The sequence below is a fragment of the Bradyrhizobium sp. genome, from assembly GCF_035652035.1.
Lineage (GTDB): Bacteria > Pseudomonadota > Alphaproteobacteria > Rhizobiales > Xanthobacteraceae > Bradyrhizobium.
In genome coordinates, this window is record NZ_DASREO010000007.1 from 57,468 (window position 1) to 83,734 (window position 26,267).

Consider the following 26,267-nt stretch of genomic DNA (forward strand, 5'->3'; position numbering starts at 1 on the left):
GGATTGCATCAAATCGGTGCAGCGAAAGCGAGGATAGAACGGCATGACCGGCAAAACGATGCGGCAGCGTGGAAGCACCTGGCCGTTGGAGAAGCGTCCGGGATATCTGATCCGCCGGCTGCACCAGATCCATGTCGCCTTGTTTCAGGAGAAGTGCGCCGCTTTCGACATCACGCCGCTGCAATACAGCCTCCTGACCGCACTGGCGCGATGCGGAACCGCCGACCAGACGACGCTGGCGGCCGAAGTGATGCTCGATCGCACCACCACGACAGGTGCGCTTAAGCGCTTGCAATCCCGCAAATTTATCGAACGCACCGTGCACAGCAGGGATCGCCGAGCGCAGATGTGCCGGTTGACGAAATCCGGGGAACGCTTGCTGCACCGGATCGAGGCGTCGGCGCGTGCGGCGCATCATGAGACGCTCGAAGGTCTGAGCAAGGCCGACCAGAAGCGGTTTATCGCGATGATGCAAAAGGTTGTGGCCACGCGCGCAACGCAAGGCGGCACCGCAACAGTTCCGGGATGATGCCCCAGTGCGGCGAAGCGAGCGGCTAGAATCTGTGCAACCTGCCTGAAAAGCCGCCGATCGAAGTCGGTCGGCTTTCGAGAATGACGCCCGCTGCATGCAATTGCGAAGCACACTTCGCATTTTCGAGAGATATGACAGCATCACTGCCGGATAAGAATCCCTGAAAGACTGAGATACTTGGCGCGATCCGCCCGATTTGAGCGGATATCTCCCGGTTTTAATCTGCTCGCCGGCTGCGGCTTGGCATGTCCCTTGCTCCTTAATTCGCCATCGGTTGGTGGCTGGCGCCGTCCAATCGAAGTTCCTGTGGCTAAAGGGAGGCGAGCCGATGCCTGATATCGCAGACATGCTCGCCTATCGCTTCGGCGATGGTGGCCCCTCATGCGAGGGCGCTGAGGACAACGACCTGATCCGCCGCGTTCTGTCGCGCAAGACGGTGCGGCGTTACAGCGACAAGCTCCCCAGCGAAGAACTGCTGGATCTTCTCACCGCCTGCGCGCTCAGCGCTTCCGCAAAATCGGACTTTCAGCAGGCCTCGACCCTGCGCCTTCGCGATCCGCAAAAGCGCGCGGCGATCGGCGCCCTGTTTCCGAGCATGCCCTGGATCGGCAATGCGCCTGTCTTCTTCGTATTCCTCGGCGACGCCCGGCGATTGCATCGCATCGGCGAGCTGCGCGGCAAGCCGGTCGAAAACGGCACGCTGGAAGGTTTCTTCAACGCCAGCATCGATGCGGCGCTGGCGATGCAGACCATGATCCTGTGCGCGGAGTCGAGCGGGCTCGGGGTCTGTCCGATCAGCGTGATCCGCAACGAGGCCGACAAGGTGGCCGAAATCCTCGGCCTCCCGGACCTGGTGTTTCCCGTCGCCGGGCTTTGTCTCGGTTATCCCTCGGCCGAGGGATTCGTCAGCCTTCGCCTGCCGCGCGAGGTGACCACGCATTCCGATCGCTACGACGATGGCAAGCTCGCGGCTGCGATCGACGACTACGACCAGCGCCGGCACGCGCGTCACGCCATCCCAAAGGACCAGCAGCGATCCACCGCCGAGTTCGGCGAGGCGAGCTTCTACGGCTGGTCGGAGGACAAGGCCCGTCAGGCGGCAAAGGCCGAAGGCGCGGCGTTTCCACCTTATCTGCGACGGCACGGCTTCAAGTTCGATTGATCTTTAGAAAAGGAGTCTCTTCATGACGACCGCCTCACTGACTTACGATCCGATCTCCAGGCGTCTCACCTTGGGCCTGGCCGCCGCCTTGCTGCTGCTGCCGCTCCTGGCCGGCGTATCGAAAGCGGCAAGCCTCGAGGAAATCAAGCAGCGTGGGTTGATCGTCGCGACCGAAGACGACTTCCGCCCCTTCGAGTTCGTCAAGGACGGCAAGGCTGTCGGCTTCGACAACGAGCTGATCGAAGATCTGAAAAAATACGCGCCGTTCGAGATCAAGCAGCAGATCCTGCCGTGGACCGGCATTCTCGCCGGCGTCAGCACCGGAAAATACGATGCTGCGATCACGGCGGCGATCATCACCAAGGAAAGAAAGCAATCGCTCGACTTCACCAGCCCGATTGCCGACGCCACTCATTATTATCTGAAGCGCAAGGACGACAAGAGCATCTCCTCGATCAAGGACCTGAACGGCAAGACGGTGGGCGTGCAGGCCGGCAGCGCGCTGCTGGCGCGGCTGCCTGAACTCGGCACCATGCTGGAGAAGGAAGGCGGCAAGCTCGGCAAGGTCGTCGAGTACACCTCCTATCCCGAGGCGTATCAAGACCTCGCGCTCGGCCGCGTCGATTACGTCGTCAACACCGTGATCAACCTGCAGACGCTGGTCGCCGAAAAGCCCGGCGTGTTCGAGTTGGGTCAGGCGGTCTCGGGCAAATCCTTCCCGGCCTGGGCCGTGGCGAAGGGCAACACCGAACTGCTCAATTTTCTGAACGGCTTCATCGCCAAGGAAAAGGAAAACGGGCGCTTTGCCGAGTTGCAGAAGAAGTGGTTCGGCGAGGCGTTTCCGAACCTGCCGATGCAATGGGATCCCGAGTTCTGACCAGAGCGCCCGGTGACCGGTCATGAGCGGGGCCGACCTGCTGGCTATCCTTCGCGGTGCCGGCGTGACAGTGTCGCTGTCATTTGCCGGCATCCTGATCGGCGCACCGGTCGGCCTTCTTCTTGCGATCGTGCGCTGGGCCGATGTGCCGATAGCGGCGCGGGTGGTCGCCCTCTATGTCAGCATCCTGCGTGCAACGCCGCTCGTCACCTTGCTGCTGCTGTTGTTCTTCGCACTCCCCAATATCGGGATCGCGATCGACCCGATCTCGGCGGCGATCCTGGCGCTGGTCATGAACACCGCCGCGTTCAATTGCGAAGTCTGGCGCGCCTCGCTGATGAATTTTCCCAGGGATCAGTATGAGGCGGCGCAGTCGGTCGGCATGAACGCGCTGCTGCGGTTTCGTCGCATCGTGCTGCCGCAGATCGTCCGCGTCAGCCTTCCCGGCCTCGTCAACGAGATGTCGCTGCTGATCAAGGTGACGCCGGTGCTTGCGGTCGTCGGCGTCGTCGATATCACGCGCGCCGCGGTGCGGATCGGCGCCGAGACCTACGATCCGTTGCCGCCGTTTCTTGTCGCGATCGCGCTCTACGCGCCGATCGTGTTCGCGCTGGTCTCGCTGCAGCGCTGGATCGAGCGGCGTCAGGTGCGGATGGAGGCCGCGGCATGATCCACGATTTCGGCATCGTCTGGGGCGAGCGTTCGCTGCTCTTGAGCGGACTGGCCAACACCACGATCCTGTCGCTATTGTCGGCGGTCGCTGCGCTGTTGATCGGCTTCATCCTGACGCCGGCGTTGATGTCGAAACGGCCGTGGCTGGCCTGGATCGTGCGCAGCTTTGTCGACGGCATGCGCTGCGTGCCGTTCCTGCTGTTCGCCTACATCGTCTATTACGGGCTTCCGTCGCTGGGCCTGCGGCTCGACAACTGGACCTCCGGGCTCGTCGCGCTGACGATCTACAACGCCGCTTACATGGCGGAAATCTTGCGCGGGGCCTGGGCGGCGCAGCCGCGCGAGCCGATCGAAGCGGGTGTTGCCTTCGGCTTTTCCAGTCTCGCGCTGTTTCGCCGCATCGTTCTGCCGCCGCTGCTACTCGCGGCGGGGCCCGTGATCGGCAACCAGATGATCCAGATCGTCAAGGACAGCGCCTTTCTCACCATCATCGCGCTGCCTGAGCTCACTCACGCCGCGGCCTCGATCCAGTCGCGGCATTATGTTCCGTTCGCGGCCTTCATCACGGCGGTGTTTCTCTATTGGGGCTTGTGCCTCGTGATCGAGGCGGCCGTCACCACGATCGATCGCATGGCAGCATCGAGGCGTTAAGGACCGCGATGAGAGACGTCACAAAAGTTCTCGACGTGGTCGGCATTTCCAAGCGCTTCGGCGATCTCGAAGTGCTGCGCGACATCTCGTTCCAGGTGCAAAAGGGCGAGACGGTCTGTGTCCTCGGCCCGTCCGGCTCGGGCAAGTCGACACTGCTACGATGTATCAACTGGCTCGAGCGCCCCGATGCCGGCCAGATCTACCTGAACGGCAAGGAGGTCGGTATCTCCGGCAGTGGCGTCGTCATGGGTGACCGCGAGTTGTCGCAAACCCGTACCCATATCGGCATGGTGTTCCAGCATTTTGCACTCTGGCCGCACCTGACGGTGCTGCAAAACCTGATGGAGGCGCCGGTCCAGGTGCAGAAGCGGCCCAAGGCCGAGGTGCGCGAGGAAGCACTCGCGCTACTCGCCAAGGTCGGTCTCTCTGACAAACGCGATGTGTTTCCGTCCAAACTGTCGGGTGGTCAGAAACAGCGCGTCGGCATTGCGCGGGCGCTGGCGATGAAGCCGGACCTGCTGCTGTTCGACGAGCCGACCAGCGCGCTCGATCCCGAACTCGTCGGCGAAGTCTTGGTCGTGATGCGCGAGCTCGCCCGCGAAGGCATGACCATGGTGATCGTGACCCACGAAATGGGATTTGCGCGCGAGGCCGCGACGCGAATTCTGTTCCTCGATCGCGGGCGCGTGGTCGAAACTAGCGCACCGGAGCAGTTTTTCTCCAATCCCGAAACCGATCGCGCGCGTCAGTTCATCCAGCGTTACGCCGGTGAGGCCGCAAGCAACCGGCGCTGAACAAGAAGCCTTCAACGGGAGTTCGCCAAGGGAGTTTGTCATGGACCCGATCTTTCACCTGCTCGCGGACGCGCCAAAGCCGGTCACGCCGTATAGCCACGCCGTCGAAGCGGGGCCTTTCGTTTTTGTCACCGGCCAGCTCGCCACCGATCCCGACGACGACAAGGTTCCGATCCCGCAGGGCATCGAGGCGCAGACGCGCAAGGTGATGGACAATCTGGCGCGCGTGCTCAGGGGATGCCGCATGACCTTCGCCAATGTCGTGTTTGCCCGCATCTATCTCACCGATTTCAATCGCGACTACGCGCCGATGAACGCGATCTTCTCGAGCCATTTTGCCGACGGCCGGCGGCCGGGCCGCACGACAGTCGGCGTCACCGCGCTGGCGCGCGGCGGCATTGTCGAGATCGACTTGATTGCGTTCAGGCCATGAGCGGAGCGATGAACAACCTGATCGAGATTCCAGCGCGGCGCGGCAAGGCGGCCTTTGTCGCGGCAGGGCAGATCGTGACCGTCATCAACACGCATGGCGAGCAGGTCGTCGATACCTGGGCCTTCAATCGCGCGGATATTTCCGAGTTCATGTCGAATGAACACACCCGCGCCCATAGTCTGCATCTCGTCCCGAAGCCGGACGACGTGCTGCGAACCAACAGGCGCCGGCCGATCCTCACTTTCGTGGAAGATACGTCCGGCGGCGTGCATGACACGCTGATCGCCGCCTGTGATCGCTATCGCTACGCCTTCTTGGGCGTCGAAGGACACCACGACAATTGCGCAGATAATCTCTTTGCCGGCATGGCCGAGCTTGGCCTGACGCCGGGCGAAGTGCCGAGCCCGCTTAATCTGTTCATGAACATCCCGTGGGGCGGCGACGGCACGCTGGCATTCGCCGCACCGCCGCGGCCCATACCGGGCGGTTACGTTCGCCTGCGCGCAGAGATGGATCTCGTCATCGCCTTTTCGGCCTGCCCGCAAGACATTCTGCCGATCAACGGCAAGGCGGGAAAGCCGGTCGAAGCTCATTTTACAATCGCGGACAGGAGTTGAACGATGGCGCAGACGGCGCAACAGATTGCCGAAAATCGCCGGCGCTACGAAGAGCTTCGCGCCGCGGGCCAGGATCAGACGCCAAAGGGTTTGCCTCAGCCGACGGCCCTGGATGGTGCGCCGATTGCGCCTGACGCCGTGATACATCGCGAGACGGTGCCGGCTGGCTGGTACACGACCTTGCTGCTGAAGCGGGGCGAAGGCTTGCGGATCGTCGACAACAGAGGTCACGCCAGCGTCTCGCTGCTCGCCTGGCGCGAGGAGGATCCGTCCGAGCGGATCAATTGCGCCGATACCATCAAGGTGCAATGGAGCGCCGCGATCTCGAAGGGCCGCGTGATCCTGTCCGACATGGGGCGCGTGGTGTTCTCGGTGATCGAAGACACCTGTGGCGCGCACGATCTTCTGGTCGGCGGTTCGACGCCGGCTTCCGTTCTCGCGACAACAGGCGCCAGCGGCCGCAACACGCAGGAGAATTTCCTCGCCGCCGTCTCCAAGGCTGGCCTCGGCGTGCGAGACATCCCCCCCTGCATCACCTTCTTCGCGCCGGTCGCGCTCGACGGAGCCGGACGCTTCCTCTGGAAAGAAGGCCGCAAGCGGGCAGGGGATTTCGTTGACCTTCGCGCCGAGATGAACCTGATCGTGGCCGCGTCGAATTGCGCGCACGCGCTCAATCCGTCGCCGTCGGCGGGCGGCGCCGTCACGCTGATCAAGCATCGCACGCCGGCCGCGCGATCAGACGATCTGTGCCGAACCGCCTCGCCTGAGGCCATGCGCGCTTTCGCCTTTACGGATCGGCTCTACGCCTGAAGGAGATCTGACATGACCGACGACGCAGCGGTTGCGAATTTGATCTACGCCTTCGACATTCCCGCGGAACGGCCGTGGTCGCGTGTCCTTAAGAAGGGGCAGACACTGCGGATCATCGACAGCGAGGGCCAACAGGCGGTCGATGCGCTGCTCTACTGCGCCGACGATCCCGCCGAGCGCTACAGCTCGCAGGACACGCTGCGTGTCCAGGGTTCCGCCTATATCGAGCTTGGCACGCGGCTGATGTCCAACAAGGGCCGGGTGATGGCAGCGATCACCGCCGACAGTTGCGGCCGGCACGATACGTCGGCGGGCTGCTGCTCTTGCGAAAGCAACGCCGTTCGCTTTGGCGAGGCGACCAAGTATCAGCACGCCTGCCGCGAGAATTTCATCATCGAGCTTTCAAGGCATGGGCTCACCAAGCGCGACATCGTCTCGAACCTGAATTTCTTCATGAACGTGCCGATCGATCCCACCGGAAATTTCACCGTGGTCGACGGCATTTCCGCAGCGGGCAACCATGTCGACGTGACGGCGGAAATGGACGTGCTGTTCGTGATCTCGAACTGCCCGCAGGTGAACAATCCCTGCAACGGCTTCAATCCGACGCCGATCCGGGTCGAGATTCGCGACGCGCCGCCGTTATAGGTCTCTTAACCTTGTTGCTTAGCATTTCCGTAAAAGCTTAGCGTTATGTCTCGCTCCAGCGCTGCGAGAGAAGCCCGCACGTTATCTATCCAGAACGGTTCGTTTGGACAGAAAGCGGGGCCCGGCGTGAAAATCATCCTCGAATTTTTGAAAGACGAAACCGCCGACACGGCCATCGAATATGGCCCGATTTCGGCTGGTACTTCGCTTGCGATCATTGCGGCTGTGAATGGATTGGGCGGGAAGCTCAATACCAGGTTCTCTTCGATCAACAGTTCGCTCAAATAATTTCTGGCGCGTCGTTCCCGCAAGATGCGTCCGGAAACAGACCCCCGCTTGCTTGCCGCGTGTCCCCCCGCTCGCGCGCGCAGGCGGGGGTCTGTTCATTGGACGCTGTGGCGGGGCGCGCATAGTTAACGCCGACGAAATTTCTCGCTGAAACTTGGGCCGAACGGCGAAACGGCGTTGCAAGTTCGGGTTTGTATGATGCGCGCTGAATACGGTGGGGCCACGGCCTTCATTGATCGCGAAATAGCAATAAAGCGGGGAAAACCATGCGCGGGCTGATTCTGACTTCGTCTATTGTGTTGATGCTTTCATTCGCCTCGAGCTTTGCGGGCGCAGGCCCCAGGGTCATCCAGGTCGATCCGGCGGCTGAAGCAGTGCCTCCGGGTTTCGAGACCTATCGCGGCTACATCTACGATATGTCCGAATACGTCGACCGCAAGGACAAGGAGGAGATTGTCGGGCTTCTGAAGAAGCAGCTCGATATCGTCGAGGACTCCGGCCTTAGCCCGAAGGTGATGCAGTTCTTCCACACGGTGCCGATCATCGCCAGCGAGATGGGCTGCACCGACTTCGGACCGCCGATCGCCTGCTATAGTTCGATACGTCAGGAAACGTCGGCGCGCGACCACACCTTTACGGTTTGGGACCCCAAGACCATGAGCTGGAGCAACCCGAATTTCGTTGACCTGGCGGCTGACGCCGGCACCGGCGTCATCAGGTTCCGCCCGATCATGCTGAAACACGCCGAAGACCCGGTCATGCTGCACGAGCTGCTGCATGCCTATCACCACAAGCTGATGGGCAGCGGTTTCGATAACCTCGGCATCAAGGCGATGTACGCCAAAGCCGTGAGCACGAACGCCTTCCCCAAGGACGAATACGTGATGACGAACGCGCACGAGTTCTTCGCGGTGACCGCGAGCGTGTTCCTGGCCGGCAAAGGAGCCCTTTCCGAGCCGAAGACCCGTGCGGCTTTGAAAGAGAAGATGCCGAAATATTACAAGTTCCTGGTCGAGCTGTTCGGTTTCGATCCCGAGCCGTCGGCAACGCCGGTGGCGGAGACGGCGAAGCCCGTGGAAGCGGCCGCAACGGCCCCGGCGAACGGCACCTGACATAGCGCGCCAGCGATCAACCGCGTCATGCCCGGCCTTGCGCCGGGCATTTGCGTTTTGGAGTCTTGCCAGACGAGACGTCGGGCTCATTCGATCTTGATATCGGCGGACTTGACGACCTTTCCCCACTTCTCGGTCTCGGCCTTGATCATGTCGCCGAACTCCTTGGGTGACGCGATCAGCGGCGCGCCGCCAAGTTCAGTCAGACGCTTTTTGACTTCGGGCTCCGCCAGCACCTCGTTGATCTCGTGATTGAGCCTGGCGATGATTTCCGGCGGCGTCTTGGCCGGCGCGCCCATCCCGAACAACGCACTCGCTTCATAGCCGGGAACGGTCTCGGCAACGGTCGGCACGTCAGGCAGTTCAGGCGATCGCTCTGCCGTGGTCACGGCGAGCGCGCGCAGCTTGCCGCCGCGGATGTGCCCGATGATCGAGGGCATGTTGTCGAACATCACCTGGACGCGGTTGCCCAACAGGTCAGTCGTGGCGGGAGCTGCGCCCTTGTAGGCGACATGCAGCATCTTCGCGCCCGTCATCGCCATGAACATCTCACCGGACAGATGCACCGACGTGCCGTTGCCAGATGATGCGAGGTTCACCTTGCCGGGATTGGCTTTCACATAGGCGATGAATTCCGCCACCGTCCTGGCCGGCACCTCATTCGCCACCGTCATCACGTTGGGCACGCGAAGGAAGCTCGCGACCGGCGCGATATCCTGGACGAAATTGAAGTTGAGGTTGGCATAGAGCGAGGTGTTGATGAAATTGGCCGGGTTCACCAACAGCACCGTGTAGCCGTCAGGGTCGGCGCGCACGACGGTCTCGGTGCCGATATTGTTGCCGGCGCCGGGCTTGTTCTCGACCACGAATTGCTGGCCGAGCCGCTCCGACAGCCGCTGGCCGATCAGGCGCGCGATGATGTCGGTCGAACCGCCCGCCGGGTAGCCGACGATGAAGCGTACGGGCCGGGTCGGATAATCGGCTGCGGACACCGGACCTGACGGAAGGACAAAGGCAAAAAGGCTGAGTATGAACCAGGCCATTGCGGTGCGGCGGAGCGGCATTTCGTTCTCCCAGAGGCGTCGAAGTTCTTCGAATTTCGATCTTGTTGAGCGAGAGGTGATCTGCTTTTTAACAAGCAAAATCTGGCGCGGCTAGCTCTGCGCCGTGACCGGCGAATGCGACGAAAGGACTGCCGATGAAGGTCAATGCGCTCGATCATATCGTGATCAATGTCGCCGACGTGGCGCGTTCGGTCGACTGGTACCGGAAGGTCCTCGGCATGGAAGTGAAGGTGTTCGATCCCGGTCATGGCAAGCCGGTCAGGACGTCGCTGGCGTTCGGCCGGCAAAAGATCAACGTGCGGCCGCGCGGTGCCGACAAGGTCGAGTGGTTCACCGCCGATCACGAAATGCCCGGCAGCGATGATCTATGCTTTCTCACGTCAAGCGCGCCGGACGAGGTGGTGGCGCATCTGAAGGCGTGCGGCGTCGCGATCGAAGAGGGCCCGGTCACCAAGCAGGGTGCCCGCGGCCCGCTGCGCTCGGTCTATTGCCGCGATCCCGACGGCAGCCTGATCGAGATTTCATCCTACGAGAGCTAGAGCGCCGGTCAACGTCAACGCGAGCGGCTGTGCGACGCGCAGCCGCTTGTCTATGCCTGATACTTGTAACGTCTAGTGGTGCAGTCTGTAGCAGTGCCCACCGCCACGATGCCTGACACGCGCGCGGCAGGCATCCATCGTCGAAAACGAGCAGTCAGGTTCTCCCGCAGCCGTCGCTCCTCTTAGCTGCATGCAATACTTGGCGGCATTGGCAGAGCCTTGAGGACAAAGAACAAAGCCAATCGAGAGAAGCAACAAGGCAAGCACCAGCTTTGGACGCAACATATCACCCTCCGTTTCGCCCCCTGCTCCAAGACTGCCCGCTCCCGTTTTTTCTCTCGGGCTTTTGCGGTTCCACTCTCACCACGAGACTGCAGAACGCGTTCGCCGTTCGAAGGTTGCTAAATTTCCGGGCCTTTTGGTCTAATCTTGCTACGGGTCTCGTCAGCAGCTATTCGCGCGTACCCCGGCGATCGTCCTGGGCTATTTGTGACACTTGCCGGTGCCGGTATCGCACGAATTTCCGGCATGGCAAAAATGATAGCGGCCTGAAGTACCTGCGTGACATTCGCAGGTTTTGACGGTCACCGTTCCCTCGGCGCAGGGCGGGAAGCGCTTGAACTTGATCGCCGCAGATGCGGGCTCGATCACCAGAAAAGACAAACCGAGAAGGACGAAAACAAGCGGGAAAAATCTCATGGCCCGTTCCTGCTGTTCAATCGCGGCTCGAAAACCGCTCCCGGCCGCGGCCTCTTGACGCCATTCAACGCCCGGTGGTGCGCTAAGGGTCCAAGTCTGGCGGCGCCCTCATGCAGCCGTCGGCCGCCAGCGCAGTTGCCGCCCGACCAGGACGCCGACGACAAGTAGATTAAGCAGGTTGAGGCCGATGCCGGCCGTGAACGCCGGCGCGTAATAGCCGAAACGATCGTAGAGCAGGCCCGCGACCCAGCTCCCGGCGCCCATGCCGCCTGCGGTGAACAAGAGCAGTAACGGGATTCTCCAGGACGCTTCCGACGGCGGAAACAGTTCGCGCGCCGCCAGCACATAGGCCGGGATGATCCCGGAAAAGCCGAGACCGAAGATCGCGGTGACCGTGAAAAGGCCGACCTCGTTCTGGGTGAGCAGGAAGGCCGTCATCGATGCGACCTGCCACGTCGATCCGATCAGGACGGTCTTGAGACCGCCGATCCGGTCGGAGATCGCGCCCCAGACCTGCCGGCTCATGAAGGCGGTGCCGAGCAGCACCGACAGCATCAGCGCGCCGACGGAGCGGCTGATGCCGAGGTCGCTGCAGAACGCGACCAGATGTCCCTGCGGCATCGCCATTGGCATGCAGCACAGCACGGCGGCGCAGCACATCATCGCAAACACCAGATTGGGCGGCCAACCAAGGACGCGCGATCTCTGCGCGCCGGTTGCCGACGTCAGCGGATGCGGAGATTCGGGCGGCCTGCGGAAGTAGATCGCGGCAACTGGAACGATGACGAGCATCTCGGCCAGCGCGTACCACAGCATCGATTGCCGCCAGCCAAAACTGGCGACCGCGCGTTCGAAGATCGGGGGCCAGAACGCGCCGGCGAGATAACTGCCGCTCGAGATCAGCGCCAAGGCCGAGCCGCGCCGTCGGTCGAACCAGCGGCTGACATAGACGTATAAGGGGGCATTGATGCCGCCAATTCCAACGAGGCCGATGAACAGGCCGTGGCCGACCCACAGCGGCCACGGCGCTCCGAACGTCGAAATGACGAGGCCAAGCGCGATCATCACCGAGCCGGTGATTACGGTCGCGCGCGTCCCGACACGGCTCGCGATCTGCGACATCAGAATGCCGCCAAAGCCCGAGCCGAACCAAGCCAGTGCCGTCGCGAGCGCCGGAACGGACCGCGACCCGCCGACTTCGGCCGCGATGTCCTTCAGCGCAACGGTCGTCATCCAGGCCGCGCCAAAGGACATGGCCAACACGAACAACGCTGCCGACGCAACGGCCCAGGAAGATTTGGTCTCGATGGAAACGGGAGATTGCAGCATGGGTGAGCAGAAACTCGGCCTCTGCGATCCGTTGTCACAGATCGCTCGAGGTTTCACCACCCACACCGACGAGGGGCAGCTCTTCTTGCTGCAATGCGCAATTAGCGCTGGGGCATTTGGCGCCGATATATGACCGATTGATCCGAACTGCTTCGCCGTCATTGCGAGGAGCGATAGCGACGAAGCAATCCAGAGCTTTTTTCTGAAACTGGATTGCTTCGCTTCGCTCGCAAATGACGTCTAGGTGCTAGAGCGCCTTAGTACGCGCCGAACGTCACCGGCCGGAAGGCTTGCAACAGGTGCACGTCGAGCTTGCCTTCCATCTTTTCCATGGTCGCGAACGCCTTGGCATGGGTGAAGGGCACGCGATAAGGACGCTGCTCGATCAGCGCGGCATAGATGTCGACGATCGTCGTCAGCCGCACGATGTCGCTGATCTCATTGGCGCTGAGGCCCTCGGGATAGCCGGTGCCGTCGAGAAATTCGTGGTGATGCAGCACGACGTCCAGCATCTCAGGCGGGTAGCCGCCCTGCGCCGCCAGCGCGTCGTAGCCGAGACGCGGGTGCTTGCGGATTTCGTTGGTCTCGGTTTCGTCGAGCAGGCCCGGCTTGTCGAGGATTGCCGTCGGGATGAACGCCTTGCCGACGTCATGCAGCAGCGCCGCGCGCACGAGGCGCCGCTGGTCGTCCTCGCGCATGCCCAGATGCTGCGCGAAGGCCACCGCAAAGCCGGTCACGAACAGGCAGTGACGGAAGCTGTCGGCATGATGGCAGCCGACGGTCGTCAGCCATTCCCTCAAGGAGGAATGCTTGATGGCCTTCAGGATCTTGTTCTCGGCCTGCACGACGTCGCTGAAACGCAAGGGCTCGCCGGCGGGCAATTTGTGGAAGATCTTGATCATCACGTCATGGGCAGCCTCGACCCCGCGGTTCAACGTCTTGCCGCGTTCGGTCGCGTCAAAACCCTGGCTGTCGGGGAAGGCGGCGCGGATGCGTTGCAGGATGCCGGCCGCGTCGAACGGGCGCGCGATCGTATCGGTGGCGCCAAGCGCCCAGGCCTGCATCGTGCCGTGGTGAAGCGCATCCGACAGAACGAACAGGCGCGGCATCGAGCGGTAGGATTCATGCCGCAGCTTGTTGCGGACGCGCTGCACGCTTTCGGCAGAACGCAGATTGATATCGACCACGATGCCGGAGATCTGATCGGCCGGCGCGTCGGGAAGGTCCGCCGTCGAAATGGAGTGAACCTCGCTGACCGATTGAAGAATGCGTTCCAGCTCGCGGCTTTGGTCTTGATTATCGGACGCGAGCAGCAGTTGGCGCGTCGGGGCTTCGGCTGACATGGACCCTTCCTCGATCGGGGCGTTTGATTACCCGCAACCTAACCGAGAACACATTCCCCGAGGCTTAAGAGAAATCATGAATGGGCGCCTTTTCTGGAAGCTAAAATTTGAAGTATCGCCCGTCCGGCAACAAAAAAGACGCCGGAGGGATACTCTCCGGCGGCTTTTACTGTCTTCGCGATTAGAAGGCCTTACGCCTTCATCCCCGCCTTGACCGCGGCTGCGGTGATCGGCAGCGAGCGCACGCGGGCGCCGCAAGCGTTGAAGATCGCGTTGCCAACCGCAGGCGCAACCACCGTCACCGCCGGTTCGCCGACGCCCGTGGCGTGATCGCCATTGGCGATGACGTGCACGGCGACTTCCGGTGCCTGGCTCATCCGCATCGGCGTGTAGCTGTCGAAGTTGGTCTGTTCCAGACCGCCGTCCTTCAGCGTCGCCTTTTCGTAGAGCGCCATCGACAGACCCCACAGCGCCGCGCCCTCAGCCTGGGCACGCACGTTGTCGGGATGCACTTGCGTGCCAACGTCGGTCACGATGGTGAGCTTCTTCACCTTGACCTCGCCGCTGGGCGCGACCGCAACATGGGCCGCGCAGGAGGTCCAGCTTGCCGTTGCGCGTTCCTGCGAGGAGACGCAAGCCAAGCCGATACCTTCGCCCTTCGGCAATGTGGTGCTGCCGTAGCCGGACAGGCCCATCGCCGTCAGTAGCGTGTTGCGCAGCCGCTGCGCGCCGCCATTGTTGGCGCCCTTGCCATCGAGCAGGGCGATCCGGAATTGTGCCGGATCCTTGCCCGCGGCATTGGCGAGTTCGTCGATCATGCTTTCGACCGCCCAGAAGGTCCATCCCGGAGCGACCGACCGCAGCTGGCCAGAGGGCGTAGCGGTCTGGGCCATCTCGTTGAGGATGGCGCGGACATTGTGATTGGGCACGGAATAGAAGAAGTCCGCGCCGTTCACCGTGAACGCGTCAAGCGCGCCCTTCTTGTCGACCGAAGGCGACAGGAAGGCGGGAATGCCCCAACGTTTTGTCGGCCAGGCCGCGACCACGTCGTGGTTCATCGCGATCAGCTTGCCGTCGCCGTCCAGACCAGCTTTCACTTTCTGGTAGGTGAGCGGCCGCGTGAAATCCATCTGCATGTCGTGTTCACGCGTGTAGATGATCTTGACCGGCTTGCCGACGGCTTTCGACGCCTGCACGGCCGGCACCAGCATGTCGCCCTCGAGACGCCGGCCGAAGCCGCCGCCGAGCCACTGCTGATGCATCACAACGAACTTCGGATCGACCCCGGCGGCGCCGGCCGCGATGGCGCCGGAGCGCGTCGCGAACTGGTTGCCGGTGTAGACGTGCCAGATGTCGCCCTTCTGCTCGGCCGCCGCCGTCATCGGCTCCATCGGCGCATGGATGTTGATGCTGGTGGTGTATTCCGCCTCCAGCACCTTGGCCGCCGTACCAAAGGCAGCGGCCGTATCGCCATCCTTGACGAAGAAGAAGCCGGAATCGTCGAGGCCCTGAAGCCGCTTGGCTTCAGCCACGATCGATTCGCTCGACAGCTTGGCATTCGGACCATTGTCGTAGGTGATCTTGAGAGCCGCCGCCGCCTTGGTCGCTGCGGCATAGTCTTTGGCGACCGCGACCACCCATCCGGTCGTCGTTGTGGTCTTGTCGTCGAGGGTGACGGCCTGGATGAAGCCCGGCACCTTCTTCGCGGCGCTGTCGTCGACCGATTTCACCGTGGCGCCGTAGCGCACCGGCGGGGTGACCACCTTGCCGTAGACCATGCCCGGCAGCATGACGTCGATGCCGTACTTGGCCGTACCGTTGGTCTTCATGGGGATGTCGAGCTGCGGCACCGAGACGCCGACCATGGTGTACTGGTCGGGGGTCTTCAGCTTGATCGCCTTGAGATCGTCGGCGCTGAAGGTCTTGGTGGCCTTGCCGCTCTTGACGATTTCGGCGAATGACACCGACTTCTTCGACTTCGGATCCGTGATCGTCGAGTTTCGTACGACCAGCTTGTCGGCCGGTGCGCCCAGCATGGCCGCGGCGGCTTCCGTCAGAGCGATACGCCCCGCGGCGCCCGCGCGGCTCATCGCATCGAAGTTCATCATGGTGCTCCAGCTGCCGCCGGTCACCTGCGCCCCTAGCACGGGGTCGTTGTACTTCGGATCGTTGGAGGCGAGCTGAACCCGCATATCCTTCCAGCTGGCGCCGAGTTCTTCGCAGACGATCTGCGCCATGGTGGAGGCGATGTGCTGGCCCATATCGGCCTTGCCGCTGGTGACGGTAACGATGCCATCGGGTGCGATCGAGTACCACACGCTGGGATCGAAATTGCTGGCGGCGGCGAAAGCCTGATCCGCACCGAGCATGCCGGGAACGGCGGAATAGCCGAGCGCGAGGCCTGCGGCGGCGGAGCCGACGAGGAAGGAGCGGCGGCTGAGATCAGCCGGCTCACTTTGGGTGACTTTCACGTGCGAATTCATGTGGCCCTCCGCTCGGTTCCGGTGCTGGAGGCGGTGCGCATGTCGGCAGCTGCGCGCATGATTGCCTTCTGGATGCGCGAATAGGTCATGCAGCGGCAGAGATTGCCGTCCATGTGCGCGACGACTTCTTCCTTGGTGGGGTTGGAATTCTTCGCGAGCAGCGAGGCTGCCTGCATGATCTGGCCGGACTGGCAGTAGCCGCATTGCGGCACCTGCTCGGCGATCCATGCCTTCTGCAAGGGATGATCGCCCTTGGCGGACAGACCTTCGATGGTGGTGATCTTCTTGCCGACCGCATCGCTCACCGCTGTCTGGCAGGAGCGTACGGCCTCGCCGTTGATGTGAACGGTGCAGGCACCGCAAAGTCCGGCACCGCATCCGAACTTGGTCCCGGTCATCTGCAATTGCTCGCGGATGACCCAAAGCAGCGGCGTATCATTCGCCGCCTCGACGGACATATTCCGCCCATTGATGTTGAGATTAGGCATGGCTTCTTTCCCTGCCGGTGTATGAAACCGCTTACGGCGGAACTCATTTTTTTCTTGTTGAGACGGCGCCCACCGGGCCGGCGCCGGGAACAGAGAATGCTAGCGATCCTCCCGTGAGGCAACGAAAATCCGCTCGGGGTCGTCAAACCTTGGTTGTGCGTTGCGGCAGTATGCTTGTCATAATTTTACAAGCCGGAATATTCGGGCAAAGAGAACCCGGCGAGGCGGATCAAAGTGGGAGCCGCAAGGCGATGTCGGCATCGCGTGCCGATGGACAGGTGGTTTTGCGCGGCCCAATGCCTTCGCATAGATTGGGCCGGGCTTCAGGTGATAAAGGACAGGTAGATCGTGGGACACGACATCAAATTGACCGCCTCGGATCATTTTCAACTGGGCGGCTATCGCGCCGATCCGGCGACACCGGCGAAAGCGGCGGTGGTCGTGATTCAGGAGATTTTCGGCGTCAATCACCATATTCGTTCGATATGCGACCGTCTCGCCCGCGAGGGCTATGTCGCGGTCGCCCCGTCGATCTTCGACCGCAGCGAGCCGAACTTCCAATGCGGGTATTCGCCGGATGAGGTCGCGCAGGCGCGCAAATTCATCGCTAGTCCGGATTGGGCGGCGATGCTGCGCGACACCCAGGCGGCGATCGATGCCGTCAAGGACGTCGGTCCCGTGGGTATCATCGGCTTCTGTCTTGGCGGCAGCGTCGCCTATGGCGCGGCGACAAAGCTCTCAGGCCTGAAAGCGGCAATCGGCTATTATGGTGGGGCGATCGTTCGCTTTGCCGACGACAAACCGACGGTGCCGACGCAACTGCATTTCGGCGCAAAGGACGCCGGCATTCCCTTGAGCGACGTCGAGACCATTCGCGCCAAGCGACCCGAGGTCGAGATCCATGTCTACGAGGGTGCGCAGCACGGCTTTAACTGCGACGAACGGGGAAGCTACGACAAGGCAAGCGCCGACATCGCCTGGCCGCGCGGCCTGGAATTCTTCGCGAAGCATTTGCGCTGACTGTCATTGCCGGGCATAGCCGTTCGAAGAACGGCGTCGCTTCCGCACGCCTATGCCCGGCAATCCATCGTTCAGAAGAAGATCATTCTTGATGGATGCGCGGGTCAAGCCCGCGCATGACGGACGACTCAAAACCACATCTTCCCGCCGAGGACGAGGTCGCGTGGGATGACGGTCGCATGCGCGGCCTCAGCCTCAATGACGCGAACATATGAACGGCGTGTCGCTTTAGACCAAGGAGAGGTCGCCTTGGTCCAAGCCTGATCGTCGCCGGCATAGTTACTCAACCATTGTGACACCGGAGCCATTCAATCAATTACGGGAAACCGCCTTGTGAACGGGTTTGGTTTTTCGGCGCTGCAGTTTTCGACCGAAGAGTTCCCGGACAACGAGCGGCTTGCGATGCTGCGCGAGCACTATGGGCGCACCGTACTCAAGGCTGAAATCGAAATCACGAAAGACGTGCCGTTCGAGGCCCGCATCGAATCCCATATCCTGCCCGACCTGCACCTTCTTTCTGGCACGCTGTCGCCGGCCCGCATTACGCGGACCCGCGCGCAGATCGCCGATGGCGACGATCATTTTGCGCTGGTCGTCAGCCGAACCAACTCCATTGCGGTGACCTCGCGGGGCCGCGAGGTGCTGTTGCAGCCCGGCGATGGTGTGGTCACGAGCAGCCAGGACGTCACGACGTTTGAGCGCATCTGCAAGGGAGATTCATTCTCATTGCGTGTTCCTCGCGCGGTTTTGGCGCCGCTGGTCGTCAACGTCGATGACGCCGCTATGCGGCTGATCCCGTGCGAGTCGGGGGCGCTGCAGTTCCTCAAGACCTACGCAGCCGCGGTGATGGACGAGAAGGCGCTGTCGGACTTGTCCTCACGGCAAATCGTCGCACCTCATATTCACGATCTGCTGGCGTTGACGCTTGAAGGGCCGCGCGACGTTGCGGAAATCGCGAAGGACCGCGGCGTGAAGGCGGCGCTGTTGCAGGCGGCAAAGACCTATGTCGTCAACAACTCCTCTCGCCAGGATCTCTCGATCGGATCGGTCGCGGCTCATCTCGGCGTGACGCCGCGCCATCTGCAGCGGCTATTCGAAAACGAGGGTACGACCTTTTCCTCCTTCCTGCTCTGCCAGCGCCTCACGCGCGCCCATCGCATGCTGTGCAAGCCGCAATTTGCGGGACGGTCAGTCAGCGCGATCGCTTATGATGCCGGTTTCGGCGATCTCTCCTATTTCAACCGGTGTTTCCGCCGGTTCTACGGCGTGACGCCGAGCGATGTCCGAAACGGCAATACAGGCGGTGCTGCGACGTGATGGTTCGGCAGCATTCGAATGCGCGGACGTTATAGCCGTTCGCATATGTCGCGATCATAATGCTGTCGCCGAACTGCATCAGTCGATCACAAAGCGCGTCTCGTCGTTTCCGGCCAAGTGGCCGTCGTTCTGGTCCAAGCTTTCGCATCTCCCGCTCCGTAAGTCTTCGCCCATCGAATCCGGGTCCAGCGCGCCCTCGTGTCCTCCAGCATGGAGGATGCGGGTGGGCTCGCGGGGCCGAATGGCTGGGGAATGAGATGACTGGGAATGTCAGGGGTTTTGCGGCAACGCGCTCGGTGTTGCTGTCGGTGCGGTTTCTGGTGCCGGTTTTGCTGGCGCCGCTTGCCGCCTTCAATCCGGCGCTGGCCGCCAACAATTGCACCGCGCCGGGCGGCGGCCCGGCCAGTCCCAACGGCGGCAACCCCAGCACCAACATCACCATCACCTGCACCGGCACGACCAGCAACGCCAATAACAATGTTGGTTTCGGCACCACCAACGACACCGGCAATACCTACAACATCCAGTCGCAGGCCTCGGTCAGCGGAGACTTCGTTGGTCTTCAGCTCGGTCAAGGCACGGTCAACGTCGCCGCGAAGGGGTCGATCACGGGGACGTCCACCGACGGAATTACCGGCAACGGCGCGTTAACGTTGACGAATTCCGGATCGATTTCGGGTGGGTTTCGCGGCGTTGACATCGGCCAGAACACGCTCACTTTGACCAACGCGAGCGGGGCAAGCATTAGTGGCGCCGGCGGAGCAGTCATCGGTCGGACTGTTAATGTCCTGGCTAACGACGGTACACTTTCGGCCTCCACTGGCGCGATCGCCGTCGAGGGCACAGATACCGTCACGATCACCGCCAATACCGGCAAGATATCAGTGACCGATGCCAGCGGTAACCTGAGTGGAAAGGCAATTTTGGGCGGCGGCTCGCTCACCATCTCGAGCAATACCGGGACCATTTCGGCCGACACTGCAATTTTTTCCAACGGCGACGCTAACATCAACAACGGAGCGACTGGCCAGATCAACGGTGCGACGAACGCCATCACGGCCGACGGCGTCGCGACCGTTGCGAACGCGGGTACGATCTCGACGGTGGATGCGACGACCGGCGCGCCGATCGCCGGCAGCAAGGCCATTTTGGGCAACAACGGCGTCGTCATCAGCAGTAACACCGGCAACATCATCGGCGACACCGCGATTTTCTCGGGCGGCGACGCCAACATCAACAATGGAGCGACCGGCCAGATCAACGGTGCGACAAACGCCATCAGGGCGCTCGGCGTCGCGACCATCGCGAACGCCGGCACCATCTCCGCGAGCGGTAATAGAAGTGCTGCTATCGATGGCGACACCGTCGTCATCACCGGAAATAGTGGAAATATCTCGGGAACCGGCAACGGCATTAATGCGGGTACGAACGTCACGATCCTGAGCAATACCGGGACGATCTCGGGCAACTTTGCGGTTGGTTCCGACAGCGGCACTGGCAACATTACCAACAACGTGGGCGGCCGTATCATCGGCGGGGCGTTCGGCATCAACATTAACGGTGGGACGATCGTGAACGCCGGCACCATTTCGGGTAATGTCGGCGTCGAGTCCTCTGGTCCCATCGTCATCACCAACTCCGGCACGATCAAGAGCACGGCCGGCGCGACCGGCATGGCGATTCAACTTTCCGGCGATGGCGACACGCTCAACGTCAAGAAGGGCTCGCAGATTGTCGGCCAGGTTGATTTCGGCGACGGTCACGACGTCGTCAACGTGGACTCGACCGCGCCACAGGCGCCCAAGGGTGTCTCGACACTGTCGCGCGCGACCAGCGCCGTGGTCGACGCGCTCAAGCAGCAGTTCGTGAACGCCGAGAATGTCGTCGTCAACATCATCGGCAGTGCGACCGGTTCCGGTCAGCCGACCGTCACCGTCAACGGCGTCACCGCCGCGCTCGATCCCACCGCATTGTCGCAGCAGGACCGCGCGCTGATGGATTTTACCGGCGGCATGTCGTCGATGGTGCAAGGCCGCCTGAGTGGCTCAGGCAACGTGCAGTCGGCGAGCTATGCCCTGGAAGACGCCCACGCCGAGATGTTCTCCAAGTCGCCGGCGGCAACCTGGAGCCCGAAGGTCAATGTCTGGTCGAGCATGTTCGGTGCGGTGCGCAGTCAGGGCGGTACGGATACGACGCTGGATTCGTCTTCAAGCGCGTTCGGCGGCGCCATCGGAGTCGATCGCCGCATTGCGCCGAACTGGCTGGTCGGCGTGTTCTTGGGCGGCGGCAACGGCACACTGAACGTCTCGCTCGCCTCGCAGAAGATCGATACGGACTACGTCTCCGGCGGCGTCTACAGCCGCTTCGAATGGGGCCAGCAGTTCGTCGATACGACGCTCCAGGTCGGCGGCATGAACAACCATTCCAGCCGCCTGGTGCAGAACAACGTCTCCGGCGGGCTCGATCACGCCACCGCCAGCTACAACGGCTGGTTCGTCAGCCCCGAGATCGCCTACGGCTACCATATCAATCTCGGCAACGCCGCCATGGTGACGCCGATTGTTCGCGCGCGCTACGTCGCCGGCATGTTCGACGGCTTCAACGAAGCAGGCTCGGTGCAGACGCTCTCGATCGGCAGCCGCACGCTGCAGGATTTCGAGGAGCGGGGCGAGGTCGAGTTCTCGAAGATGGCGAATTTCTTCGGCGCCGAGCAGCCGTTCAAGCTGTTCTTCCATGGCGGCGTGATCGCCTGGCAGCGCGCGGGTGATGCCACGGTCAATGCGGTCTTGATCGGCCAGAGCCTGTCGTTCGTCACGCCCGGCAAATCGAACGCGGTCGGCGGCGTCGCCGGCGTCGGCTTCGATCATCAGATCCGCCCCAACATCGCGCTGTTCGGCTCGGTTGAAGGGACCTTCATGTCGGACGAGAGCCGCCTCGTCACCGCCAAGGGCGGCCTGCGCGTCGCGTTCTGAGAGAAATGATGATCCCCCACACCGTCATTGCGAGCCAGCGGGTCGCGCGCCCGACGACAGGCTCGGCGAAGCAATCCAGACCTTGAACTGAAGAAGAACCGGATTGCTTCGTCGCTTCGCTCCTTGCAATGACGCCCCGGTGGATATGTCATGCTGATCGTTCTCAAGATCCTTGCAGCCTGGACCGCCGTCTCTGTGGTCTCCAGCTTCGCCGTCGCACCAGCGCTTTCGCGCCGGATCCGCGAGGTCAACTTTCCTCCGGAAATGGACGGACCGGCAGATCGCTATAGCCCGGACGCTACACCGCCGGAGAGAATGGGCGAGTGATCTTTGTTTCACCTCTCCCCGCGTGCGGCTGCGGGAAGAGGTCGGCGCGCCAGCGGGTCATGCGAATGCGCACTCGATGGCAAGCGCCGGGTGAGGGGAGTCTCCGCGATTCCAGCTCCTCGTGGTGATCCCCCTCACCCCAATCTTCCCAGCGCGGGCTTTTGCGCGTCGCGGGCAACGACCGCAAGGCAGTCAATATCCACGGTCGTCATGGCCGGGCTTGTCCCGGCCATCCACGTCTTTGGCGCCCCCGGTCATAAGAAAGTCGTGGATGCCCGCGCATAGGCGAGCGGAAGCGACGCCGTTCTTCGAACGGCTATGGCCGGTCATGATGACATGAAGGCATTGCCACCTTCAAAGCCGACGAAAAATCCTGTCGCCAAATTGCATCATCTGATCACGAAGGGCAGCCAGGTCGTTTCTGTCCATACAGACGTCGTCCTCGTCCAAGCGCCAGGTCGCCGTTCTCCCTAGTTTCCGCACCGTCGAATCTGGGTCGCGCGCCGCGTCCTCCGAGCGGAGGGGGCGAGTGAATCCGCGCGGTCGGATGTCGAGAGGGCAAAGCGATGCGCGCATCAGCGCCGCCGTTTGGATTGGGGAATGACATGAGTTTGAAAGTCAGCGGTTTCATCGCAACACGTTCGGTGCTGCTGTCAGTGCGTTTTCTCGTGCCCGCGTTGTTGGCACCGCTTGCGATGGTCAACCCGGCGCAGGCAGGCTCGAACGGCTGCACCCTGCCGGGTGGCGGACCCGCGAATCCCAACGGGATCAGCAACGCGACCATCACCTGCTCCGGCGCGACCACGAACGCAAGCAGTGCCGGCAGGGGTTTCGGCACCGGCTTCGACAACGGCAACACCTACAACATCCAATCAGGGGCCTCGATCACCGGAGATAACATTGGCCTCAATATGGGCTCAGGCACCGTCACCATCGGCGCAGGCGGATCAGTCACGGGCGGTACCGGCGCCAACTCGATCGGGCTCCAGACGGTCGACCTTGGCGGCGTGACGCTGACGAATGCCGGACACATTTCCGGCGGCGCCATCGGGATCAACGGCACTCAAAGTGCGGCCAACACTCCCGACATCACCTTGACCAACCAGAGCGGTGGTCTCATCGAGGCGACCGGCGCCAATCTGGCCTTTAATGCCTCCGCCGTAGCGATCTCATCGATTGGTACCGTCAACATCCTGGCCAATGACGGGACGATCCGGTCGCCCTCGCTTAACAGTAACAGCATCGCCATCGGTGCGGGCGACGTCACCATCAAAAGCAATACTGGCCAAATCAGCGCCGTGTCAGTCGGCATTGCGGCCGTCGAAAGCGTCGATGTCACCGGCAACACCGGGAGAATTTCGGCTATCACCGGCGCTGGCATCCAGGCCGATGTCGTCACGGTCACCGGCAACACGGGCGTCATCTCAGGCGGGACGTTCGCCATCGACGCCGCCAGCTCAGCAACGATCACGAATGGCCACGGCGTCATTGGGGGGGAAGACGTCGCCATCGGCAGCTCCGCGACGACGCTGGGAAACACCATCACGCTCGACAATGCCGGCGCGGTCACAGCGAATGGCATCGCCATCAACGGGCAAACGATCAACGTCAATTCCAACACGGGCACCATTCAAGCCGGCAGCTACGCCATCGAGGCCACCGGCACGGCGACGGTCAACAACGCCGGTACCATCAAATCGACGACCGCCAGCGGGATACTTGCGGCCACCGCGAATGTCACGAACCTCAGCACCGGGACCATCGACGGGCTAGCCGTAGGCATCGCTGCAACCAACATGGTCGTGAACAACGCCGGCGCCATCCAGGGCGGGAACTTCGGGATTGGAGCGAACGGAGGCGGCCAGGCCACGATCACCAACACCAGCACGGGTGTCATTCAGGGATCGGTGGGTATCTTGTCGCAGGGAAACCTTACCCTGACGAACGCAGGGTCCGTTACTGGAACGAGCGTCGGCATTTCTTTGAACGGGGGTAGCAGCAGCATTGCCAACCTGGCCGGGGGGCAGATTTCGGGTGCGATCGTCGGCGTTGATAGCTCAGCGAACAATTTGACAATCGCCAATGCCGGCACGATCTCGGGTGCGACTGCGATCAAATCCGAAAATGGCGTCATCACCATCACCAATTTCGGAACGGTCAAGAGCACGGCCGGCGCGAGCGGAACGGCGATCCAGCTTTCCGGCGACGGCGATACGCTCAACGTCAAGAAGGGCTCAACGATCGTCGGCCAGGTTGATTTCCAGGACGGCCATGACGTCGTCAATGTCGACTCCACCGCGCCGCAGGTGCCGAAGGGAGTCTCGACCTTGTCGCGCGCGACCAGCGTCGTGGTCGATGCGTTGAAGCAGCAATTCGTGAACGCCGAGAATGTTATCGTCAATATCACTGGCGGTAATTTCAGCGGCTACGGCCAGCCGACCGTCACGGCGAACGGCGTCACCGCCGCGCTCGATCCGACCGCATTGTCGCAGCAGGATCGCGCGCTGATGGACTTTACCGGCGGCATGTCGTCGATGGTGCAGGGTCGGTTGAGTGGCTCGGGCAACATTCAGTCGGCGAGCTACGCGCCGGAAGATGCCCACGCCGAGATGTTCTCCAAGGCGCCGGCGGCAACCTGGAGCCCGAAGATCAACGTCTGGTCCAGCATGTTCGGTGCGGTGCGCAGCCAGAACGGCACCGACACCACGCTCGATTCATCGTCCAGCGCGTTCGGTGGTGCGATCGGCGTCGATCGCCGCATTGCGCCGAACTGGCTGGTCGGCGTGTTCTTGGGCGGCGGCAACGGCACGCTGAACGTCTCGCTGTCTTCGCAGAAGATCGATACCGATTACGTCTCTGGCGGCGCCTATAGCCGCTTCGAATGGGGCCAGCAGTTCGTCGACACCACGCTTCAGGTCGGCGGCATGAACAACCATTCCAGCCGGCTCGTACAGAACAACGTCTCCGGCGGGCTGGATCACGCCACCGCCAGCTACAACGGCTGGTTCGTAAGCCCCGAGATCGCCTACGGCTACCACGTCAATCTCGGCAGCGGCACCATGGTGACGCCGATCGTGCGGGCGCGCTACGTTGCCGGCATGTTCGACGGCTTCAATGAAGCAGGCTCGGCGCAGACGCTCTCGATCGGCAGCCGCACCTTGCAGGATTTCGAGGAGCGCGGCGAGGTCGAGTTTTCCAAGATGGCGAATTTCTTCGGCGCCGAGCAGCCATTCAAGCTGTTCTTCCATGGCGGCGTGATCGCCTGGCAGCGCGCGGGCGATGCCGCGGTCAATGCCGTGCTGATCGGCCAGAGCCTGTCATTCCTGACGCCCGGCAAATCGAGCGCAGTCGGCGGCGTCGCCGGCGTCGGCTTCGATCATCAGATCCGTCCCAATGTCGCGCTGTTCGGCTCGGTCGAAGGCACGATGATGTCGGACGAGAGCCGTCTCGTCACCGCCAAGGGCGGTATGCGCGTCGCATTCTGAGACGAACTACCAGATCGCGTAGATATCTCATGCTGTTAGTTCTCAAGATCATCCTTGCGGTCTGGATCGCCATCTCGGCGGTCACCAGCTTCGTCATCGCATCTGCGCTTTCGCGCCGGATCCGCGATGTCAACTTTCCTCGTGACATGGACGGACCGGGAGATCGCTCTAACCCGGACGACGCGTCAAATCGTTCTGACGCGCAGTCCTTCGCCTCGCATCGCGATCTTGTTTCATCTCTCCCCGCACCTAGTCCCATGCGGGGAGAGGTCGGCGCCAGCGGTCGCGCAAATGCGTGCGATGACAGGCTCAGCGCCGGGTGAGGGGGACGCGTCGCGATTTCATCTCCTCGTGGCGATCCCCCTCACCCCAGCGCTTCTCAGCGCGAGCCCAAAATCCTGTCGCCGAAGTGGTCGCAAAATGCTGAGGCGGCCGCGCTCGCGGATGACGTCGATGGGATGTTCAGAACCAGCGTTCGCCGACGAGGACGGTGTCGCCGGGACTGATCGGCGTGCCGAGCGGCACCACGGTGCGGCCGGCATTATGGGTCAGCGTGACGCTGTCGCGCCTGGCGCGCGGCGAAAAGCCGCCGGCGATCGCGACCG

The 26,267-nt window shown here is 62.3% G+C and carries 25 protein-coding genes and 1 pseudogene; 19 read left to right on the plus strand and 7 right to left on the minus strand.

The window, feature by feature from the left end:
• Positions 1–43 precede the first annotated feature (43 nt).
• From VFB05_RS02500 to VFB05_RS02555, 12 genes are all read left to right on the plus strand, one after another.
• Positions 44–529: a MarR family winged helix-turn-helix transcriptional regulator gene (locus tag VFB05_RS02500; RefSeq protein WP_325008424.1), complete on the plus strand. Its 486-nt coding sequence runs from the start codon at positions 44–46 to the stop codon at positions 527–529.
• 331 nt (positions 530–860) lie between these two features.
• Positions 861–1,694, plus strand: a complete 834-nt coding sequence (locus VFB05_RS02505) for a nitroreductase family protein (RefSeq protein WP_325008426.1) — start codon at positions 861–863, stop codon at positions 1,692–1,694.
• 22 nt (positions 1,695–1,716) lie between these two features.
• A complete protein-coding gene (locus VFB05_RS02510) occupies positions 1,717–2,571 on the plus strand; it encodes a transporter substrate-binding domain-containing protein (protein ID WP_325008428.1) in 855 nt (284 codons plus the stop codon).
• A gap of 22 nt (positions 2,572–2,593) precedes the next feature.
• On the plus strand, positions 2,594–3,241 hold the full coding sequence (locus VFB05_RS02515; RefSeq protein ID WP_325008430.1) for an amino acid ABC transporter permease: 648 nt from the start codon (positions 2,594–2,596) through the stop codon (positions 3,239–3,241).
• The gene (locus VFB05_RS02520; RefSeq protein ID WP_325008432.1) at positions 3,238–3,894 is read left to right on the plus strand and encodes an amino acid ABC transporter permease; all 657 of its coding nucleotides are present in this window, start codon (positions 3,238–3,240) and stop codon (positions 3,892–3,894) included. The genes VFB05_RS02515 and VFB05_RS02520 overlap by 4 nt, the downstream gene beginning before the upstream one ends.
• 8 nt (positions 3,895–3,902) lie before the next feature.
• A complete protein-coding gene (locus tag VFB05_RS02525) occupies positions 3,903–4,688 on the plus strand; it encodes an amino acid ABC transporter ATP-binding protein (RefSeq protein WP_325008435.1) in 786 nt (261 codons plus the stop codon).
• A 40-nt stretch (positions 4,689–4,728) separates the two neighbouring features.
• Entirely contained in the window at positions 4,729–5,121 is a 393-nt protein-coding gene (locus VFB05_RS02530; protein ID WP_325008437.1) for a RidA family protein, read from the plus strand.
• An 8-nt stretch (positions 5,122–5,129) separates the two neighbouring features.
• A complete protein-coding gene (locus VFB05_RS02535) occupies positions 5,130–5,738 on the plus strand; it encodes an urea carboxylase-associated family protein (protein ID WP_325008439.1) in 609 nt (202 codons plus the stop codon).
• Positions 5,739–5,741: 3 nt separating this feature from the next.
• Complete coding sequence (locus tag VFB05_RS02540; RefSeq protein WP_325008441.1) at positions 5,742–6,548, plus strand: urea amidolyase associated protein UAAP1; 807 nt, start codon at positions 5,742–5,744, stop codon at positions 6,546–6,548.
• 12 nt (positions 6,549–6,560) lie between these two features.
• A complete protein-coding gene (locus VFB05_RS02545) occupies positions 6,561–7,196 on the plus strand; it encodes an urea amidolyase associated protein UAAP2 (RefSeq protein ID WP_325008444.1) in 636 nt (211 codons plus the stop codon).
• A 126-nt stretch (positions 7,197–7,322) separates the two neighbouring features.
• On the plus strand, positions 7,323–7,484 hold the full coding sequence (locus VFB05_RS02550; RefSeq protein WP_325008446.1) for a Flp family type IVb pilin: 162 nt from the start codon (positions 7,323–7,325) through the stop codon (positions 7,482–7,484).
• Between the two features lie 266 nt (positions 7,485–7,750).
• Positions 7,751–8,596, plus strand: coding sequence for a hypothetical protein (locus tag VFB05_RS02555; RefSeq protein ID WP_325008448.1), 846 nt, complete (start codon positions 7,751–7,753; stop codon positions 8,594–8,596).
• Positions 8,597–8,682: 86 nt separating this feature from the next.
• Here the strand turns inward: VFB05_RS02555 and VFB05_RS02560 are convergent, their stop codons facing one another.
• Positions 8,683–9,660, minus strand: a complete 978-nt coding sequence (locus VFB05_RS02560) for a tripartite tricarboxylate transporter substrate binding protein (protein WP_325008451.1) — start codon at positions 9,658–9,660, stop codon at positions 8,683–8,685.
• Positions 9,661–9,788: 128 nt separating this feature from the next.
• Between VFB05_RS02560 and VFB05_RS02565 the strand changes: the two genes are divergently transcribed.
• The gene (locus VFB05_RS02565) at positions 9,789–10,199 is read left to right on the plus strand and encodes a VOC family protein (RefSeq protein ID WP_325008474.1); all 411 of its coding nucleotides are present in this window, start codon (positions 9,789–9,791) and stop codon (positions 10,197–10,199) included.
• 72 nt (positions 10,200–10,271) lie between these two features.
• On the opposite strand, the gene VFB05_RS32095 is transcribed toward VFB05_RS02565, so the two are convergent.
• On the minus strand, positions 10,272–10,484 hold the full coding sequence (locus VFB05_RS32095) for a DUF3551 domain-containing protein (protein WP_414643136.1): 213 nt from the start codon (positions 10,482–10,484) through the stop codon (positions 10,272–10,274).
• Positions 10,485–11,006: 522 nt separating this feature from the next.
• Positions 11,007–12,131 carry an MFS transporter gene (locus VFB05_RS02570; RefSeq protein WP_325008453.1) on the minus strand — a complete coding sequence of 375 codons (1,125 nt, stop codon included), beginning with the start codon at positions 12,129–12,131 and terminating at the stop codon, positions 11,007–11,009.
• Positions 12,132–12,150: 19 nt separating this feature from the next.
• Here VFB05_RS02570 and VFB05_RS02575 point away from each other — a divergent pair, with 19 nt between their 5' ends.
• Positions 12,151–12,360 carry a hypothetical protein gene (locus VFB05_RS02575; RefSeq protein ID WP_325008455.1) on the plus strand — a complete coding sequence of 70 codons (210 nt, stop codon included), beginning with the start codon at positions 12,151–12,153 and terminating at the stop codon, positions 12,358–12,360.
• 124 nt (positions 12,361–12,484) lie between these two features.
• Here VFB05_RS02575 and VFB05_RS02580 read toward each other — a convergent pair whose 3' ends face one another.
• The 3 genes from VFB05_RS02580 to VFB05_RS02590 form a co-directional block, all read right to left on the minus strand.
• On the minus strand, positions 12,485–13,570 hold the full coding sequence (locus VFB05_RS02580) for an HD-GYP domain-containing protein (protein WP_325008457.1): 1,086 nt from the start codon (positions 13,568–13,570) through the stop codon (positions 12,485–12,487).
• Between the two features lie 191 nt (positions 13,571–13,761).
• A complete protein-coding gene (locus VFB05_RS02585) occupies positions 13,762–16,053 on the minus strand; it encodes a xanthine dehydrogenase family protein molybdopterin-binding subunit (protein WP_325008459.1) in 2,292 nt (763 codons plus the stop codon).
• A complete protein-coding gene (locus VFB05_RS02590; RefSeq protein ID WP_325008461.1) occupies positions 16,050–16,541 on the minus strand; it encodes a (2Fe-2S)-binding protein in 492 nt (163 codons plus the stop codon). Before VFB05_RS02590 ends, VFB05_RS02585 begins: the two co-directional genes overlap by 4 nt.
• 348 nt (positions 16,542–16,889) lie before the next feature.
• Here VFB05_RS02590 and VFB05_RS02595 point away from each other — a divergent pair, with 348 nt between their 5' ends.
• From VFB05_RS02595 to VFB05_RS02615, 5 genes are all read left to right on the plus strand, one after another.
• Complete coding sequence (locus VFB05_RS02595) at positions 16,890–17,561, plus strand: dienelactone hydrolase family protein (RefSeq protein WP_325008462.1); 672 nt, start codon at positions 16,890–16,892, stop codon at positions 17,559–17,561.
• 333 nt (positions 17,562–17,894) lie between these two features.
• Positions 17,895–18,878: an AraC family transcriptional regulator gene (locus tag VFB05_RS02600; RefSeq protein WP_325008464.1), complete on the plus strand. Its 984-nt coding sequence runs from the start codon at positions 17,895–17,897 to the stop codon at positions 18,876–18,878.
• 257 nt (positions 18,879–19,135) lie between these two features.
• A complete protein-coding gene (locus VFB05_RS02605) occupies positions 19,136–21,850 on the plus strand; it encodes an autotransporter outer membrane beta-barrel domain-containing protein (protein ID WP_325008466.1) in 2,715 nt (904 codons plus the stop codon).
• Positions 21,851–22,000: 150 nt separating this feature from the next.
• Complete coding sequence (locus VFB05_RS02610) at positions 22,001–22,177, plus strand: hypothetical protein (protein ID WP_325008468.1); 177 nt, start codon at positions 22,001–22,003, stop codon at positions 22,175–22,177.
• A 605-nt stretch (positions 22,178–22,782) separates the two neighbouring features.
• Complete coding sequence (locus VFB05_RS02615; RefSeq protein WP_325008470.1) at positions 22,783–25,662, plus strand: autotransporter outer membrane beta-barrel domain-containing protein; 2,880 nt, start codon at positions 22,783–22,785, stop codon at positions 25,660–25,662.
• Positions 25,663–26,124: 462 nt separating this feature from the next.
• Here VFB05_RS02615 and VFB05_RS02620 read toward each other — a convergent pair.
• Positions 26,125–26,267, minus strand: a pseudogene (locus VFB05_RS02620) (polysaccharide export protein); the annotation flags it as partial.